The organism is Reyranella soli, from assembly GCF_007992495.1.
Classification (GTDB): Bacteria; Pseudomonadota; Alphaproteobacteria; order Reyranellales; family Reyranellaceae; genus Reyranella; species Reyranella soli.
Genome location: NZ_BKAJ01000054.1, coordinates 43,599 through 57,864, shown reverse-complemented (window position 1 = coordinate 57,864; position 14,266 = coordinate 43,599). Strand labels below are relative to the sequence as shown.

The window sequence follows — 14,266 nt, the reverse complement described above, 5'->3', positions numbered from 1 at the left end:
GCAGGCCGAGGGACCTTTCCTGCGGCTTTAAAGGTCCCTCGCTACGCTCGGGATGACAGTCGTGTTGGCAACTCCGTCCATCGAAGTGAAGCATCTGCGCAAGGTGTACGGCGAGATCGTCGCGGTCGACGATCTGACCTTCGCCGTGCCGCGCGGTGCGGTGCTGGGGCTGCTGGGCGGCAACGGCGCGGGCAAGACCACGACCATCGCCATGCTGCTGGGGCTGCTCGAGCCGACGGCGGGCGACATCCATGTGCTGGGCATCGACATGAAGAAGCGGCGCTACGCCGCCCTGCCGCGCATGAACTTCTCGTCGCCCTATGTCGACCTGCCGCATCGCCTGACGGTGCGCCAGAACCTCTTGTTCTATGGTCGGCTCTACGGCGTGAGGAACGTCGGCAAGCGCATCGACGAGATCGCCGAGCACATGCAGGTGGCGCCCTTCCTCGACCGCCAGGCGGGCAAGCTGTCGGCCGGCCAGAAGACGCGCGTGGCGCTCGCCAAGGCGCTCATCAACAAGCCGGACGTGCTGCTGCTCGACGAGCCCACGGCCTCGCTCGATCCCGACACGGCCGACTGGGTTCGCACGTACCTCAAGGACTACCAGCACGAGACGCATGCCACGATCCTGCTGGCCTCGCACAACATGGGCGAGGTCGAGCGGCTGTGCGACGATGTCGTCCTGTTGCAGGCCGGCCGCGTCTTCGACCGCGGCAGCCCGCGCGAGCTTATAGAACGCTTCGGCCGCGAGGACATGGAGGAGGTGTTCCTCGACATGGCGCGCGGCCGCGGCCGCGGGCTCGATGCCCTGAACCGCAAGGAGACGGCGTCATGAGCGGCTCGGCGCAACGCATCTGGGCGCTGGTGATGCGCCACATCTACATCTGGCGCAGCTCGGTGATGCGGCTGGTCGATTCGATCTACTGGCCGGCCGTGCAGATGGTGATGTGGGGCTTCATGACCCAGTACCTGCTGCCGCAGGCGTCGTTCGTGGCGCAGGCGGCGGGCGTGCTGCTGTCGGGCCTGCTGCTGTGGGAGGTCGTGGTGCGCGGCAACCTCTCGCTCTCGATCGCCTTCCTCGAGGAGATGTGGTCACGCAACCTCGGCCATCTGTTCGTGAGCCCGATCCGCTCGTGGGAGATGGCGACCGGCATCATCATCGCCGCATTGCTGCGCACGCTGCTCGGGCTGGTCCCCGTGTCGCTGTTGGCCTGGGCGTTCTTCGGCTTCTCGATCTATTCACTCGGCCTGCCGTTGATCGCCTTCTTCGCCATCCTGCAGATGTTCTCCTGGTCGATCGGGCTTGCCATGTCCGGCATGATCATGCGCGTCGGCCAGAGCGCCGAGAGCTTCGCCTGGGCCGCTGTGTTCATCCTGCTGCCGGTCAGCGGCGTCTACTACCCGATCACCGTGCTGCCGCACTGGATGCAGGTGATCTCGTACGGCCTGCCGCCGGCCTACGTCTTCGAGGGCATGCGCGCCATCCTGGCCGAGAAGACCGTGCATTGGGACATGCTCGGCATCGCCTTCGGCCTGTCGGTGGTCTACCTAGTCGTGGGCTTCCAGGTCTTCCAGTGGTTCTTCCGCCTGTCACGCCGCGCCGGGTCGTTGCTCGGGCAGGGGGAGTAGCCTTCAGAGGCCGCGAGCCGCCGAGTAGCTATCCAGATGGCCCCCCAAGCTTGCTCAAAACGTTCTGTTTCGAGCGAGCTGAATGATACCGCACCTCATGGCCTATCTTCTCTAATGCGTCCGCCGAAGGCCATGTCGGAGGCTACACTCGGCGGCGATGAGGATCGTCGCCTGGAACTGCAATATGGCGCTCGAGCGCAAGGTCGACAGCATGCTCGACCTGGCGCCCGACATCGCGGTGATCTCCGAGTGCGCCGAGCCGGAGCGCCTGCGATTGCGGTCGAAGTCGTCGTGGCTGCAGGGCGAGCCGGTATGGATCGGCCGCAATCCGCACAAGGGCCTGGCGGTGTTCGCCTTCAATGGCTACGTCGTGCGGCTGGCTGAGTCCTATCACCCCTCGCTGCGCTACATCGCGCCGGTCCATGTCGACGGTCCGACCCAATGCAATATGCTCGCCGTGTGGGCGCAGAACGCCAGTGCCGGCGGCATCCGCAAGCACCAGCTCGGGCCGCTGCGACGTGGGCTGTCGCGCTACAAGAGCTTTTTAGGCGAGCGGCCGGCCGTGATCGCGGGCGACCTCAACAGCAACACGATCTGGGACAAGCCCGGGTGGCGCATCAACCATTCGACCAAAGTCCGCATCCTCGAGGAGAGCTTCGGTCTGGTCAGCGCCTATCATGCGATCCGCGGCGAGGCGCATGGGCAGGAGAGCGAGCCCACGCTGTACTGGCGCGATCGCACCAAGGACGGGCCGACCTATCATATCGATTATGTCTTCCTGCCGACCGCCTGGATCGGCAAAGTGAGCCATCTCAGCGTCGGCGCCTTCGAGGCCTGGTGCGGCGCGGGGCTGAGCGACCATGTCCCGGTGGTTGTCGATGTGGATGTCTGAGTTTCGGAGGTAAGTGATGGTGAAGAAGGTCTTCGTGTCTGCCGCAATGGCATTGGCTGCCGCCGCTTGTCAAACTCAGCAGAACCAGCCGCAACCCGACGTCTGGTCGGCCAACTACAACGTGTCGTTCGACGTCATGGTGGCCTGCCTGGCCGCGCCGCCGCCTCCTGCCTTCCAGGTCTATGCGCCGGCCTTTCCGGAAGCGGGGATGGCCCGGATCGTGTTCATTCCCGCCAACACGCCGCAGGCGCGGTCGGAGTATGTCGTGCTGCAGATGGTCGGCAACAACAGCATGGTGAGCTGGAAGCGTTTCGGTAACACCACGGGCAGCGGGCTCGACTGGCTCGACGGCGAAGCCCGCAAGCGCGCCAACGCCTGCGCGGGGATGTGATCGGGAGCACGGGCCTCCGGCCCACTCATAATCCGGAAGAGCATGAGCGGGCCGGAGGCACGCGCTCCCTTAAGGCGCGTGCAGGACCGCCTGGCACGCGGCCGGCAGCTTCGGCCGGTACGGCGGTAGCACCGTGCCCGGCGGGGGCAGGCGCACGGGCGGCTTGGTGAACCAGATATCGAGCTGCTCTCCGCAGCCCTCGTCGGCGTAGTAGCCGGCCTGAGCCTGGCACTGCGGATTGCCGGGTGGGCAGTACATGCGGACGTGGAAGTGCTCGTCGTGGCCTGCCCAGACGACGATCTTGTTCAGCCAGCCGCGATTGCCGGTGACGGTCTGGCAGAGCCGCTGCTTGATCCATTTGTTGGCGAAGATGCGGTCGACGCCGGGCGAGGTGGCGGCCAGCCGCAGCAGCGCCACGTGCTGGTCGGTGAAGACGGTGTCGTCGATGCCGTCGTCGGCGGCGCGCACCAGCGAGCGCAGGCGCGGGTTCTCGCGCTCGGCCGGGGCCCGGCGCGCGCCGGGCTGGCGCTCGAACCAGATGTCGACATCGAGCCCGGTCTGATGGCTGGCATGGCCGCTCGGCGCGGGCCCGCCGCGCGGCTGGCCGATGTCGCCGATGTAGAGCGGCGCCTGGCCCGCGGCGCGCACCTGCTCGCTGAAGCGCTTGATGAAGTCGAGCGTGACCGGCTGGCCCCAGTAGCGATTGCGGCTGATCCGGATCGCCTCGTAGCCCGGGCCGTCGAGCGGCAGGGCCTGCGCGCCCTGTAGGCAGCCGGCCGTATAGAAGCCGACGGATTGCGTCGGCCCCGGCGCCGGCGTCGTCACCTGGCCCCAGTCCTGCGCCGACGCGGCGAAGGTCGAGAGCATCGCCGCGATCAGCGAAACCACGAAACGCGTCATCTTGTTGGCACGATACTCGCCCGCTAAGACTTTGCCCATGGCCGACTACGCCAACATCAAGCTGGAACGCGACGGAGCCGTCGCACGGCTGATGCTGAACCGGCCGGAGCGGCGCAATGCGCTCACGCATGCCATGATGCTCGAGCTCGAGGACGCCTTCGCCGAATTGCGCCAGGACAATCGCTGCCGCGCGCTGGTGATCCGTGGCGCCGGCGGCCATTTCAGCGCCGGCGGCGATCTGGACGCCATGGCCGCCATGCCGCCGAAGCCTGCAAACGGCGCCGCTGATCCGTTGGTCGCAGCCTATCGCCAGTTCGGCGATGCCTTGCTGGCCCTGAACGAGCTGCCGCAGGTCACCATCTCGATCGTCGAAGGCTCCGCCGTCGGCGGTGGCTTCGGCATGGCGTGCTGCTCGGACGTCGTGATCCTGCATGAGAGCGCGGCCTTCGGCATGCCCGAACCCAAGGTGGGATTCATCCCCTCGCAGATCCTTCCCTTCGTGGTACGGCGCGTCGGCGAGGGGCCGGCGCGCGACCTTGCGGTCACCGGCCGGGTGATCGACGCCAGGGAGGCGCATCGTCTGGGCATCGGCCGGCACTTCTGTGCCAACACCGCTGAGATCAACCGCACCCTGAAGGCCGTGCTCGACAACGTGCTGCGGCTGGAACCGGAGGCCGTCGCCGCCGTCAAGCGTCTGGTGCTGAGCAGCGCCACGAGGGATGATCGCGCCGTGCTCGACGATGCCGCCGAGAGCCTGGTCGGCCTGCTGCGCCGGCCGCAGGCCGCGGAGGGCATCCGGCATTTCATGGCGAAGACATTGCCGCCGTGGGCGAAGGAGCAAGGGTAGGGAATGACGATGCGCAACTACCGCCATATCGAGGTCAGGCCGATCGCCGGCGCGCTGGGCGCCGAATTGCACGGCGTCGACATGTCGCGCGATCTCGAGGACGATGTGGTCGCCGAGGTGCGCCAGGCCTTCCTCGATCATCTCGTGATCTTCCTGCGCGACCAGAAGGTGACGCCGCAGCAGAACGTGGCCTTCGCCCGCAAGTTCGGCGAGCTGATCAAGTACCCGCAGCTCGACGGCCTGCCCGAAGCGCCGTTCATCACTGTCGTGGTCAAGCTCGAGAACGAGCGCCACAACTTCGGTGGGCTCTGGCACTCCGACACCACCTACCTCGAGATTCCGCCGATGGGCAGCATGCTGCTGGCGCGTGAGGTTCCGCCCTATGGCGGCGACACCGTGTTCGCCAACCAGTACATGGCCTACGAGGCGCTGTCGGACGGCCTGAAGGCAACGCTCGACGGGCTGATCGGGGTCAGCAGCTCGACCAAGGCCGAGGTCAGCAAGACACGCGAGGACCGCCTGAAGGCAGCCGGCAAGGAGACCAAGCCGCTGGCGGCTGAGCATCCCATCGTGCGCACCCATCCCGAGACCGGGCGCAAGGCGCTCTACACCTCGAGCGCACACACGTCGCACATCAAGGGCTGGACTGAGCGGGAGAGCCTGGCGCTGCTGGAGTTCCTGTGGGAGCATCAGGTCCGGCCCGAATTCACCTGCCGCTTCCGCTGGGAGGCCGGCTCGCTCGCCTTCTGGGACAACCGCTGCGCGATGCACAACGCCATCAACGACTATCACGGCCATCGCCGCGTCATGCATCGCATCACCCTGGCGGGCGACAAGCCGCGGTAGTCTGTCGTCTCGACCGAGGGCCAACGGCCCGAGTGGAGAGACCTTCTCTCGACAAGCAGGGCTTTGGGAGGAGAGAAGGTCCCTCGGCTACGCTCGGGACGACCGCACGACTCTGGAGAAATGACCATGTCCGACCTCGGCGGCCTGCTGGCCGTTCTCGTCCTCGTCCTCGCCAACGGCTTCTTCGTCGCCGCCGAGTTCTCGCTGGTCGCCGTGCGCCGCAGCCGGGTGACGGAGCTGGTGGCCGCCAAGCGGTTGAACGCCAAGGCGCTGGAGCAGGCGCTCGGCAGTCTTGACGCCAATCTCGCCGCCACCCAACTCGGCATCACCATCTCGTCGCTGGCGCTGGGCTGGGTCGGCGAGCCCGCGATCGCCCATCTGATCGAAGGGCCGCTCGGCCGCGTCGCCGGCTCCTTCGCCGGCGTCAGCGCCTATACCATTGCCGTTGCGATCTCCTTCATCATCATCACGGCGCTGCACATCGTGCTGGGCGAGCTCGCACCCAAAAGCCTCGCCCTGCAGCGCAGCGAGGGGACTGCTCTCTGGGTCGTCAGACCTCTCGCGCTGTTCCGCTGGCTGTTCAATCCCGCCATCACCGTACTGAACGGCCTCGGCAACCTCGTCGTGCGTTCCTTCGGCCTGCGGCCGGGCACTGCTGAGGGCTCGCTGCATTCGGCCAGCGAGCTGAAGCTGATCGTCGCCCAGAGCCAGGACGCGGGGTTGCTGCAGGCGGCGCAGGAGGAGATCGTCCTGCGGACGCTCGACATCGGCAATCGGGCAATCGGCGAGATCATGACGCCGCGCACCGAGATCGACTGGATCGACATCAATGACGATCGCGAGGCGGTGCGCCGCGTGGTGCTCGAAAGCAGTCACGGCGAGCTGCTGGTCGGACGCGGCAGCATCGATGAGATCGTGGGCGTGGTCGCAAAGAAGGATCTTCTGGCCCAGGTGCTCGCCGGCCGCGAGCTCGACCCAGCCGCGGCGGTGGGCAAGCCGCTGCTGATTCACGAGGGTGTACCGATCTTCAAGGTCCTGGAACTCTTCAAGCAGGCTCCGGTGCGGCTGGCTGTCGTCGTCGACGAGTATGGCGGCCTTGAGGGCATCGCCACGCAAGCCGACCTGCTGGAAGCCCTGGCGGGAGATCTGCCCGACGACGAGGGTGACACGCCCGACATCGTCGAGCGCGACGACGGCTCGCTGCTGATCGACGGCATGGCGCCGGTGAACGGCGTCCTCGGCCGCCTGGGTCTTAGCCTGCGAGACCATCATACGGGCTTCCACACCATCGCGGGCTTCGTGCTGGCCGAGCTCGGGCGACTGCCCGCGACCGGTGACTGGTTCAGCTACGACGGCTGGCGCTTCGAGGTCGTCGACATGGACGGCCGGCGGATCGACAAGCTGATCGTGAAACGCGAAACGCCGGATGCTCAGATGGGCTGAGCGGTCCTGAGATCGTCGACGGCGATCTTGGGGAACAGCAGGGGCGGCACAGCGATGCGTCGGCCACCGGGAATTGCCGACAGGGCGTGCTTGCTGTCCAGCGGCCACGGTACCGGCCCGATGGGTTCACCCAAGCTGGACAGGATCTTCTCCGCACTCGACGGAATGAAAGGCCAGGCGGTCAGCGCTGCGACCCGGACGAGGTTGATGCCCGTGTTGACGATGGTTGCCGCCCGCGCCGTGTCGTCCTTGATGGCGGACCAGGGGGCGGCTTCGGCGAGATAGACATTGCCGAGCCGCCAGATGGCGCGGACTTCTTCGGCGGCCTTGCGCTGCGCCAGGCCTTCGTGATGGCGCCGCAGTTCTGTCAGGTGCTCATCGAGCGCGCCGGCAAGCTGCTGCTCGAGCGGACCCGGTTGGCCCACTTCCGGCACGATGCCGTCGAAGCGCGTGGCCGTGAACGTCAGGCAACGGTTGACGAGATTGCCCAAAACGTCGGCCAGGTCCTTGTTCACGCCATCGACGAAGCGGGCGAGAGTGAAATCGGTATCAGCCGTCTCCGGCGCATTGGCCGCCAGCCACCATCGCCAGGCATCCGCCGGCAGGAGATCGAGGGCGGTGTCGGTGAAAATGCCGCGGCCGGCGCTGGTCGAGAACTTGCCGCCTTCGAAGGTTAGCCAGTTGAACCCCTTGATCGTGTCCACGAGCTTGAACGGCAGGCCCGATCCCAGCAGTGTCGCGGGGAAGCTCACCGCGTGGAAGGGGATGTTGTCCTTGGCGAGGAACTGCACGTAGGTGACGTCCTCGCCGCTTTGCCACCAGTTGCGCCAGTCCCGTCCCGGCGCCGCCTCGCTCCACTCGATGGCGGCTGCGATATAGCCGATGGGGGCGTCGAACCAGACATAGAAGACCTTGTCCTCGAAGCCTGCCTTGGGTACCGGCACGCCCCATTCCAGGTCGCGCGTGATGCAACGGTCGCGCAGGCCCTCGTCGAGCCATTTCAGCGCAATCGAGCGGACGAGCGGCGGCCAGTCGCGGCGCGTCGCCAGCCAGTTGCGCAAGCGGCCTTCGAACGCCGAGAGCTTCAGGAAGAGGTGGCGGCTCGCGCGGAATTCGACGTCGGTCGCACCCGATATCGCCGAGCGCGGCGAGCGAAGATCTTCGGGGTCGAGCAGCGTGGTGCAGTTCTCGCATTGGTCGCCGCGCGCGTTAGGGTGGCCGCAGTGCGGGCAGGTGCCAACGACGTAGCGATCGGGCAGGAAACGCCTGTCGGTGGGCGAGTAGGCCTGTAGGATCGTGCGTTCCTCGATGAAGCCCGCCTTGTCCAGTTCCCGGAAGATGTTCTGGGTCAGCTGCCGGTTGGCAGCGTTGGACGTGCGCGAGAAATGGTCGAACGACAGGCCGAACCGGCGATAGATGTCGGCCTGTACCGCGTGCTGGCGCGCGCAATAGTCGGCCACCGGCACGCCGGCGGCGTGGGCCGCCAATTCGATCGGCGTGCCGTGCTCGTCGGTGCCGCACAGGAACAGGACGTCGTGGCCGGTCTGCCGGCGAAAGCGCGCATGAATGTCGGCCGGCAGCAGGGAGCCGGCGAGATTGCCGAGATGCTTTACGCCGTTGACGTAAGGCAGCGCGCTGGTGATCAGGAATTTGCTCATAGGACTCTCCGTCGTGTCGCGTCTGGACATGAAAAAGCCCTTCGCGAGGAAGGGCCGGAGAGACCGATCGGACGTCTAATGCCCGCGCGTCAGCGTTCCGCCCCGTCCTGTCGAAGGGGCCGGCGCATTCGCAAGAAGGAGGCGCTGCGGTGCCTGATCACGCCTCCAATATGGTGTCGTACCGAGCGGGCGTCAACGCGCTCGGGACTACATGACGAGCGCCACCGGTCGCACGGGCGAGGCCGTGCCGCCGCGCATCTTGAGCGGCAAGCACACGAACAGGAACTCCTTGCCCAACAGCTTGTCGAGGTTGCAGAGCTGCTGGACCATACAGATGCCCTTCTTCAGCCAGATCTCGTGGGTCGGCCACCACCACTGGTGCGGGTCGTCCATGCCGATGAGGTCGGTGGCGAAGATCGTGATGTTGCGATCGACCAGCCACTGCGCGGTGTCGGTCGGCACGAACGGCCGCTCCATGATGAAGCCCGGCGTCTGCCAGTCCTTGTCGACACCGGTCCAGCAGATGGTCGCGGTGCCGCTGCCGATCTTCTGACCGGATTTTTCCTCGGCGGCCTCAAGGTCGGCGATGGTGATCGCCTCACCCTTTTGGCGATGGGTGAGGTCGAGGAGATGGCCGGGCAGGATCATCTGGTCGAGCGGCACCTCGTCGACGGTCTTGCCGTGCTCGTCGAAGTGGCGCGGCGCATCGATATGGGTGCCGCAATGCTCGGGCATCAGGATCATCTTGCCTTCGGTGGCGAGCTTGCCGCCGGTGATCTTGCGAGTGTGCTCGAAGGTCTCGAGGGGCCAGAAGGCGCAGCAATTGGCGCCGAGATTCGGCATGTTGTTGTAGTACTCGTGGCCGAGATCGATGATCTCCTTGTAGTACGTCTTCATCGCCTGACGCCTCCCTAGTGCTGCCGCGGACTCACACGTCATGTTGTGCAGACTGCGCAAATAATACGCACAACGCGCTGATCTCGCGGGCTTCCGAACCGACGGCTATGTGACTGTCGTGCAACTTGTGCACTGTGGTGCAATCTACGGATTGCGGTGCAACCGGCGTGCCAGGCAACGCACTGAGTGGCACCGGCTGGGCCTGCTTGGCGTGCAACTTGCTTGATGGAACGGGCGGGATATCTCGGCAACGCGACCAGCGAGCCGTCAGTTCAAGGGATGGAAAACAACACAGAAATCAGAGGAGAAGGCGATGGCTCGATGGAGGATGCTTTTTGCCGTTGCAGTGGCCCTGAGCAGCTCGGCCCTGATGCTGGGAACGGTTCCGACAGTGCACGCCGCCGACCCACCTAAATGCGAGCCGGACAAGCTCGCCGCCAAGTACCCCAGCCTCGTCGGCAAGAAGGTGATCGTCGGCCAGGACGGGGAGAGCCCGCCCTACAGCTTCCGCGACCCCAAGGATTTCAACACCATCATTGGCGCCGACGCCGACATGGCGCGCGCCGCGTTCAAGTGCATCGGCGTCCCCTTCGAGTTCAAGCTGGGCGGCTGGTCCGGCCTGCTGCCGGCGGTGATCGCGGGCCAGGCCGACGTCATGTGGGACAACCTCTACTATACGGCCGAGCGCGCCAAGCAGGTCGACTACGTGATCTACATGCTCGCCGGCACCGGCTCCCTGGTGAAGAAAGGCAATCCCAAGAAGATCACCGGCATGGAGAGCACCTGCGGTCTCACCGCGACCGCCGGGCTGGGCACGGTCGAGGAGGCGGCGTTTCGCGACCAGAGCGAGAAGTGCAAGGCGGCCGGCAAGGCCGCGATCAACATCATGACCTATCCCGACATTCCGGCCGGAACCCGCCTCATCCAGAACGACCGGGCCGACATCCTGCTGAGCGACCTGGCCATGGTCGACCAGCTCTCGGCGAACAACCCGACGGTCTTCGAGCGCGGTTTCAAGGTGATCAGCGATTTCAAGATCGGGGTCGCCATGAAGAAGGGCAACGAGGACCTCCTCAAGGCACTGGCCGACGCGCTCACCGTGCTGCAGGCCGATGGCACCCAGAAGAAGATCTACGAGCAATACAAGCTCGATCCCGCGCTCATGCAGCCGATCGCGATCCAGCGCTGAAGAGGGTCCGGGCGAGAGTATTCGTGGGGGTTCAGGAGGGCGGCACGTCGTGAAAGGCTGGCTCGCACGTTTCGCCGTGCCGCTCTGTCTTGTCGTGCTGTTGATCCTGGGCTGCGACAACCGCAGCGGCGGGCAGGGTACCGGCGGCGCGACACTGTCCCAGCTCGCCGGTGGTGGGTCCGCCGGCGAGAGTCAGGTCGGCTGGCTGGGCGAGCTTCTGGGCTACGTCGTCCTTCCCTTCCTCTGGGAGGGCGCCCTGCTGGCCGTGCAGATTTCCGCACTGGCGATGATCGGCGGCGTCTTCCTCGGCCTCGGCCTGGCGCTGATGCGCCTGTCGGCGCACGCGCCGATCCGGGCCTTTGCCTGGGTCTACATCTGGTTCGTGCGCGGCACGCCCCAGCTCCTGCAGCTGGTCTTTCTCTACGATGCCCTGCCCGGGATCGGCATCAAGCTCGATACCTTCACGACCGCGGTCCTCGGCTTTGCCCTGAACGAGGCGGCGTTCAGCGCCGAAATCATTCGCGGCGGCATCCTGTCGGTCAACCGCAACCAGACGGTCGCGGCGGCCTCGCTCGGCATGGGGCCGCTGCTGGCGCTGCGCCGCATCATCCTGCCGCAAGCCATGCGCGCCATCCTGCCCGGCATGGCCAACGACACGATCGGCATGATCAAGGGCACCTCGATCGCCTCGGTGATATTCGTCAACGAGCTGACCTTCCGCAGCCAGCAGATCGTCGGCCAGAACTTCAAGTTCTTCACCGTCTTCGCCGCGGCCGGCATCATCTACCTGATGCTGACCAGCGCCATCTCGCTGGCCCAGAGCGCGCTCGAGCGTCGCTTCAACCACGAGCTCGAGCCGTCGGCCGGCAGTTCGTCGAGCTGGAAGCGGTTCCTGGGATGGGGGGCGTCCTGGCTGCCGGGACGGGTCGCTGCCAAGGCCACTCAGCCCGCCGCCGCCAACGCTTCGCCAGTCCGCACAGCGCCGCGGCCGGAGACGGCGGCCGAACGATCGGCGCACGGGCTGCTCTGGCGCGAGCACCTGCTGGCGGCGAATGCCTCGCAAGACGGCGCCGAGGATCGACCGTTCGTCGTCTGTTACAACGTATGCAAGTCCTATGGCGGCCGCGAGGTGCTGCGCAACCTCGACCTCACGGTCAAGCGCGGCGAGGTGGTGACGATCATCGGCCCGAGCGGATCGGGCAAGAGCACGCTGCTTCGCCTCATCAACCATCTCGAGCATGTCGATTGGGGAGACATCAAGGTCGACGGCCGGTACGTCGGATACGAGAAGTCCGGTGCCACGATGCGGCCGATCCGAGATCTCGCCAAGGCGCGCGCCGATGCGCGTATCGGCATGGTGTTCCAGCACTTCAACCTGTTCAACCATCTCACCGCGGTCCAGAACATCAGCGAAGCGCCGATCCAGGTCTATCGCCAGGATCCCAAGAAGGCGCACGACCTTGCGCTCAGCCTGCTGGCCAGCGTCGGCCTCGGCCGTCATGCCGATCATCTGCCGCACCGGCTCTCCGGCGGCCAGCAGCAGCGCGTCGCCATTGCCCGTGCGCTCGCCATCTCGCCACGCCTGATGCTGTTCGACGAACCGACCTCGGCGCTGGACCCCGAGCTGGTCGGCGAGGTTCTCGCGGTGATCCGCCGGCTGGCCGAGGCGGGCATGACGATGATCGTGGTCACCCACGAGATCCGTTTCGCCCGTGAGGTCGCCGACCGCGTCGTTTTCATGGACGAGGGGACCATCGTCGAGCAGGGCACGCCGGCCGAGGTGCTCGATAATCCGAAGGAGGAACGCACCCAGCGCTTCCTGCGCATGGTCGAGCGCGAGGAGACGGTTGCCGATGCCTGAGGCCGGCTGCGTCCTAGAATGTTGGCGGCGTGTTGATCCAGATCACGCGGCAGCGGCGCCGGCCGCTGGCGCCGTAGGAATGGGGCAGGTCGGAGCGGAAGAAGAAGCTGCCACCCTCGGCGATGATGTAGGTCTTGCCGCCGACGACCAGCTTCAGCTCGCCCTCGATGACGTAGCCGACTTCCTCGCCGTCATGCTCGAAGGGGCCGCACATCTTGCGGTTGGCGGCGAGGGTGATGACGAAGCCCTCGAGCAGCCTCGCGCTGGCGAAGGGCACCAGGTTCTCGGCGATGCTGCCGTCGCCCTCGACGATGCCGCTGCCGGCCTGGCTCGGCCGTTCGCCGGGCTTGTAGACCACGCAGGGTTGCTCGTCGGCCTCGGTCAGCAGGGCGGCGACACTGATGTCGAGCGCTCGGCACAGCCGGTGCAGCGTGGTGAGCGAGGGAGTCGCGCGATCGTTCTCGATGCGCGAGAGCAGGCTGGCCGAGCATGCCGCTCCCCTGGCGAGATCGTGCAGGGTGAGGTTCTTGGCGCGGCGAAAGTAGCGCAAGCGGCGGCCGATGGCGGGAAGGTCATCGTCCGCCGGCCGGGCCGTCGTGCCGGGGCGCGCACGGTGCGTCGAGGCCCGCGGTTGCACGGCCCGCGGTTGCACGGCACGGGCGGATCGGCTCGACGCCATTCTGAACAAGTCTCCTGTGGCCACTTTTGCCGCGTCCATACCCACTCTTGAGACCAAACTCAATCGACTCCTTCCCCACACCGAGGTTGAGCGATATGCAACTGATGCCCGATGACGCAGAGCGTGACTTTGTCGGTTACGGTGCTACGCCGCCCGATCCGCGCTGGCCCGGCGGCGCCCGGGTGGCGATCAACATCAACCTCAACTACGAGGCTGGCGGCGAGCACAGCCTGCTGGAGGGCGATTCCGCTTCCGAGGGCATGCTGACCGATATCGGCTTTCCCTCCTACGAGGGCGTGCGCAGCCCGATGGTCGAATCGGTGTTCGAATATGGCAGCCGCTGTGGCGTCTGGCGGCTGCTCCGCATCTTTGCGCGCTTTGGCGTTCCGGTCAGCATCCTTGCCGTGGTGCGCGCCCTGGAACGCAATCCGGAGGTGGCGCGGGCCATGGTCGAGGCCGGCCATGAGATCGTCAGCCATGGCTATCGTTGGATCGACTATCACCATGTTCCTGAGGCGATCGAGCGCGAGCACATCGCCAAGGCGGTGGCGGCGCTGACGCAGCTGACCGGCAGTCGCCCGCTCGGCTGGATGACCGGGCGCCCGGGCCCCAACACGCGCCGGCTGCTGGCCGAGCATGGCGGTTTCCTCTACGACCGCGACTCGCTCGGCGACGAACTGCCCTACTGGGTGGCAGTCGCTGGGCAGCCCTATCTCATCGTGCCCTATTCGTTCGAGATGAACGACAATCGCTTCAACGAGAACCACGGATTCAGCAAGGCCGACGATTTCTTCGCCTACCTGAAGGACGGCTTCGACTTGCTCTACGAGGAGGGCGCCGACCAGCCCAAGCTGATGTCGATCGCTATCCACGACCGACTGGTCGGCCGACCGGCGCGCGCCGTCGGACTCATCCGCTTCCTCGACTATGTGAAGGGTTTCGAGAGGGTCTGGTTCTGCCGCGGCATCGACGTCGCCCGCCACTGGCGCCAGCACTTTCCGCCGCCGGGCGCCGCCGGGTCATAGCTGGCGCAG

General features: G+C 66.2%; 14 protein-coding genes. 10 read left to right on the top strand and 4 right to left on the bottom strand.

The genetic code is table 11. The features are described from left to right. The first annotated feature begins 52 nt into the window (after window positions 1–52). The 4 genes from RSO01_RS16290 to RSO01_RS16275 all read left to right on the top strand — a co-directional run bounded on the left by RSO01_RS16290 (window position 53) and on the right by RSO01_RS16275 (window position 2,912). Complete coding sequence (locus RSO01_RS16290) at window positions 53–835, top strand: ABC transporter ATP-binding protein (RefSeq protein WP_147150174.1); 783 nt, start codon at window positions 53–55, stop codon at window positions 833–835. Further along, window positions 832–1,629 (top strand): ABC transporter permease, encoded by a 798-nt coding sequence (locus RSO01_RS16285; RefSeq protein ID WP_147150173.1) that lies wholly within the window; start codon window positions 832–834, stop codon window positions 1,627–1,629. Before RSO01_RS16290 ends, RSO01_RS16285 begins: the two co-directional genes overlap by 4 nt. Before the next feature lie 157 nt (window positions 1,630–1,786). Then, the gene (locus RSO01_RS16280) at window positions 1,787–2,521 is read left to right on the top strand and encodes an endonuclease/exonuclease/phosphatase family protein (RefSeq protein ID WP_147150172.1); all 735 of its coding nucleotides are present in this window, start codon (window positions 1,787–1,789) and stop codon (window positions 2,519–2,521) included. Between the two features lie 16 nt (window positions 2,522–2,537). Then, window positions 2,538–2,912: a hypothetical protein gene (locus RSO01_RS16275; protein ID WP_147150171.1), complete on the top strand. Its 375-nt coding sequence runs from the start codon at window positions 2,538–2,540 to the stop codon at window positions 2,910–2,912. A 69-nt stretch (window positions 2,913–2,981) separates the two neighbouring features. Here RSO01_RS16275 and mepA read toward each other — a convergent pair whose 3' ends face one another. Next, window positions 2,982–3,851 (bottom strand): penicillin-insensitive murein endopeptidase, encoded by an 870-nt coding sequence (gene mepA, locus RSO01_RS16270; RefSeq protein WP_147150170.1) that lies wholly within the window; start codon window positions 3,849–3,851, stop codon window positions 2,982–2,984. Between mepA and RSO01_RS16265 the strand changes: the two genes are divergently transcribed. The 3 genes from RSO01_RS16265 (at window position 3,850) to RSO01_RS16255 (ending at window position 6,948) form a co-directional block, all read left to right on the top strand. Then, on the top strand, window positions 3,850–4,659 hold the full coding sequence (locus RSO01_RS16265; RefSeq protein ID WP_147150169.1) for an enoyl-CoA hydratase/isomerase family protein: 810 nt from the start codon (window positions 3,850–3,852) through the stop codon (window positions 4,657–4,659). The two genes, mepA and RSO01_RS16265, sit on opposite strands and share 2 nt — an antisense overlap. 3 nt (window positions 4,660–4,662) lie before the next feature. Then, window positions 4,663–5,505 (top strand): TauD/TfdA dioxygenase family protein, encoded by an 843-nt coding sequence (locus tag RSO01_RS16260; protein WP_147150168.1) that lies wholly within the window; start codon window positions 4,663–4,665, stop codon window positions 5,503–5,505. A 120-nt stretch (window positions 5,506–5,625) separates the two neighbouring features. After that, on the top strand, window positions 5,626–6,948 hold the full coding sequence (locus RSO01_RS16255) for a hemolysin family protein (protein WP_147150167.1): 1,323 nt from the start codon (window positions 5,626–5,628) through the stop codon (window positions 6,946–6,948). Here RSO01_RS16255 and metG read toward each other — a convergent pair. Further along, window positions 6,936–8,636, bottom strand: coding sequence for a methionine--tRNA ligase (metG, locus tag RSO01_RS16250; protein WP_147150166.1), 1,701 nt, complete (start codon window positions 8,634–8,636; stop codon window positions 6,936–6,938). The genes RSO01_RS16255 and metG overlap by 13 nt on opposite strands. Window positions 8,637–8,813: 177 nt before the next feature. Beyond that, complete coding sequence (locus RSO01_RS16245; RefSeq protein WP_170303110.1) at window positions 8,814–9,503, bottom strand: cyclase family protein; 690 nt, start codon at window positions 9,501–9,503, stop codon at window positions 8,814–8,816. A gap of 313 nt (window positions 9,504–9,816) precedes the next feature. Here RSO01_RS16245 and RSO01_RS16240 point away from each other — a divergent pair, with 313 nt between their 5' ends. Together RSO01_RS16240 and RSO01_RS49475 are read left to right on the top strand one after the other, a co-directional pair. Then, a complete protein-coding gene (locus RSO01_RS16240; RefSeq protein WP_147150164.1) occupies window positions 9,817–10,692 on the top strand; it encodes an ABC transporter substrate-binding protein in 876 nt (291 codons plus the stop codon). Window positions 10,693–10,741: 49 nt separating this feature from the next. Next, on the top strand, window positions 10,742–12,553 hold the full coding sequence (locus RSO01_RS49475) for an amino acid ABC transporter permease/ATP-binding protein (protein ID WP_281291465.1): 1,812 nt from the start codon (window positions 10,742–10,744) through the stop codon (window positions 12,551–12,553). A 13-nt stretch (window positions 12,554–12,566) separates the two neighbouring features. Here RSO01_RS49475 and RSO01_RS16230 read toward each other — a convergent pair whose 3' ends face one another. Beyond that, a complete protein-coding gene (locus RSO01_RS16230) occupies window positions 12,567–13,232 on the bottom strand; it encodes a cupin domain-containing protein (RefSeq protein WP_170303109.1) in 666 nt (221 codons plus the stop codon). Between the two features lie 104 nt (window positions 13,233–13,336). Between RSO01_RS16230 and RSO01_RS16225 the strand changes: the two genes are divergently transcribed. After that, window positions 13,337–14,257 (top strand): polysaccharide deacetylase family protein, encoded by a 921-nt coding sequence (locus tag RSO01_RS16225; RefSeq protein WP_147150161.1) that lies wholly within the window; start codon window positions 13,337–13,339, stop codon window positions 14,255–14,257. Window positions 14,258–14,266 lie beyond the last annotated feature (9 nt).